5 protein-coding genes are annotated in these 2,587 nt (G+C 73.4%); 3 read left to right on the top strand and 2 right to left on the bottom strand.

What is annotated here, in order from left to right:
- Together F0L68_RS42990 and F0L68_RS40610 are read left to right on the top strand one after the other, a co-directional pair.
- Window positions 1–410, top strand: a 410-nt coding sequence (locus F0L68_RS42990) for a hypothetical protein (protein WP_223199588.1), incomplete at its 5' end; no start/stop codon positions are given.
- Between the two features lie 56 nt (window positions 411–466).
- Entirely contained in the window at window positions 467–838 is a 372-nt protein-coding gene (locus tag F0L68_RS40610) for a hypothetical protein (protein WP_149855249.1), read from the top strand.
- Here F0L68_RS40610 and F0L68_RS40605 read toward each other — a convergent pair whose 3' ends face one another.
- Window positions 839–1,414 (bottom strand): class IV adenylate cyclase, encoded by a 576-nt coding sequence (locus F0L68_RS40605; RefSeq protein WP_188317112.1) that lies wholly within the window; start codon window positions 1,412–1,414, stop codon window positions 839–841.
- A gap of 25 nt (window positions 1,415–1,439) precedes the next feature.
- Window positions 1,440–2,276, bottom strand: coding sequence for a helix-turn-helix domain-containing protein (locus F0L68_RS40600; RefSeq protein WP_149855248.1), 837 nt, complete (start codon window positions 2,274–2,276; stop codon window positions 1,440–1,442).
- A 92-nt stretch (window positions 2,277–2,368) separates the two neighbouring features.
- On the opposite strand from F0L68_RS40600, the gene F0L68_RS40595 reads away from it, so the two are divergent.
- Window positions 2,369–2,587: hypothetical protein (locus tag F0L68_RS40595; protein ID WP_149855247.1), on the top strand; the 219-nt coding region annotated here is incomplete at its 3' end.

The raw sequence follows: 2,587 nt of genomic DNA, 5'->3' as shown, positions 1-2,587 counted from the left end.
CCAGCCGCGTCGACCAGGTCGCCGAGCACGTCACCGCACGAGTGACCGCGGCGACCGCCGCCGCTGGCGGGTCGGTGCCGGCCGAGACGGTGCGCGGCATCGTGCGGGAGGCCGTCGACCACGTCCGGCGCCCGCCGCCCGCACCGCCGACACCGCCTGCCCCGGCGGCGCCGGGACTGGTGGACCCGGTGGTGACCGCCGGCCGGGAAGCAGCCGCGCAGCTATGGCGCGCCTGGTGGCAGTTGGGACAGTTCGCGCTGGAGATCACGCCCGGCCACTGGTCCGACCAGCGCGCCGCCGACGTCCTGTTCGTGTTCGCCGAGGACATCGGCGAGGATCTGGACACCGTGCTGGCGTGCCGCCGCTACGCGCTCACCGGCGACCGGCGCGCCTTGGCCGAGATCGCCTGACACGGGCGTCAGCTCACCGCGCAGCACCGCTGACGTGCGCACCGTAGGTTGCGTGCATGGTGAAGTACGTGCCCCGGCCCAGCCTCCCGGACCTCATGCCCTGGCGCGAACTGGCCGTGCACTGGATCGGGTCGACGAGCGTGGCCGGCGGACTGCTGGACTCAGCACCCGAGGAGTTCCCCACCGACGTCGAGGCCGCCGAGCTGCTGACCGCGGCCGGGCATCACCTCGCGCAGGTGCGGCGCGTCCTGGCACGTATCGGCCGAGGCCACGTCGACCGCCTGGACGCCAGCGACGCCGACGTGCTCCGCCATCTGGTCGCCGCCCTCGACGGCGTCCGCGAGCCGCTGCTGCACGCCGGTGCCCAGCTCGCCGGGCGACCGGTGCAGGTCACCGCGACATCGGTGCCCGAGTACGGCACGGACTGATCAGGCATTGTTCCGGGTGGCGCGAACAGCGTCGGTGTACAGCGCGCCGGTGAGGTCGGCCTCGGCGATGTCCAGCTCGGCCAGCGCGGCCCGTACCGCGTCCAATGCTTCGGTCAGCTCGTCGGGCTCGGCGAGGGTTTCGACTTCTAGCCACGTCCCGGCGATCTCCGGCACGGTGGCCACCGTCGCCAGCATCTCCCGACCACCACTGGTGATCCGGAAGTTGCGGCACTGCTTGGTGAAGGCCAAGACGGGCGCGACGCCCAGGGCGCGCAGGATCACCTCCAGCGTCGCGGCCGCGCCGGCGTCCACCGTCGTGATCTCGTGCTCGGGTTTCGAGCCGGACGCCGCATCCACAGCCGGCTGCTTGTAGGTCAGCAGGCAGCGCGCGCCGGCGGCGGTCTCCACGACGCGCACGCGCAGCTCGCGGCCGTCGCGTTCCAGTCCGCCGGCGGGGGTGTCGTAATAGACGTCGTGGTAGGTCGCGGTCTCCTCGGCACTGGCGCGGCCGCGCAGCAGGCCGAGCACCCGGTTGACGTGGTGGACGCGGGCCTTGAGTTCGGCCTCGATCAGCATGGCGACCGCCTCCCGCTGGTGCTGGTCAGATCACGCGCGTGGCCTGGGACAGCAGCTCGTCCCACACGCGGCGGATGCCGTGGTGCAGCGTGCCGTGCGGGCTGGGGGCGATCTGGTACATGGCGCTGCGGTGCCCCTCCCGCGTCCCGGTGAACGTGGACACGAACAGCATGTCGTCCAAGGCGATGCTCCTCCAGATCGGTGTCGCCGAGTACAGCCACGCCTGCACCTGGACACCGGTCGCGGCCAGCTCGCGCAGCTTCACCACGGACAGGTCGATGCCGGAGCGGAACGACTCGTCGGCCTCGCCGATCTCGGCAGCGCGGTGGGAGGCTGCCGACGAATCGGGGTCCAGCAGCAGGACACGCAGCTGGACGGGCTTGGCGGTGACGGTGCTGCGCAGCAGCGACCCCGACATTCCTAGCAGGCCCAGGCCCCGAACAGCGAGCACATCGATCCTGGACGCGGTCGCGGCGTGGGCGCGGATGGCACCGGCGGCCGCGCTCTGGTTGGGCCACACCGCGATGATCTCGGCGCGGGCGGCGGCGGCGAGGTGGTCCAGGCCGGCGGGATCCACCGGCGCCAGGCCCAGCCGCATCCGGGCGGAGTCGGGCAGGGCCAAGCCCGCCGCGATCCGCTCGAACACCTCCAACGCGATCACGGCCCGCCGGCCGTTGGCGATCTCGCTGAGCCGGCCCTGGGACAGGCCGGTCGCCGCAGCCAGCCGAGCCTGGCTCGCGCCGTGGCGCTGGGCCACGCGCAGCAGGGCGGCGACGTCGCGGCCGCCGAGCGCGATCTGGACCTGAGGGTCGGCCCAGACGTGCCGGGGCAGGCAGAACGGCTCGGCCAACGGGCCCGACATCGGCAGCCTCCTCGACGGGACACCGCACTATCCCACGGTGGGAATCTCACCGTGGGATCAGTCGGGTCGGGCACACGGTCGACAGTGAGGTTGTGGCTACCCAGGCCCTTCCCTCCCCCGAGGAGGCCGTCGCCGAGCAGGCCGCCGACCTGGCGGCCCAGCTCGGTGACGACCGTGCCCGGCGGGTCGCCGCGTTCCGCGCGGACCGCTGGGCCCAGAGCGCTCGCCACGCCGCCGACCGATCCCCCGAGCAGGCCGAGCAGTACGGCCGCCGGTCCGTGGCGTGGCGCGCGTTCGCGGGGGCCGCCTCA

Source organism: Solihabitans fulvus (genome assembly GCF_008386585.1).
Taxonomy (GTDB): domain Bacteria; phylum Actinomycetota; class Actinomycetes; order Mycobacteriales; family Pseudonocardiaceae; genus Solihabitans; species Solihabitans fulvus.
Note: the sequence above shows the minus strand (reverse complement) of the source record. Positions and strands in the feature narration are given on the sequence as shown.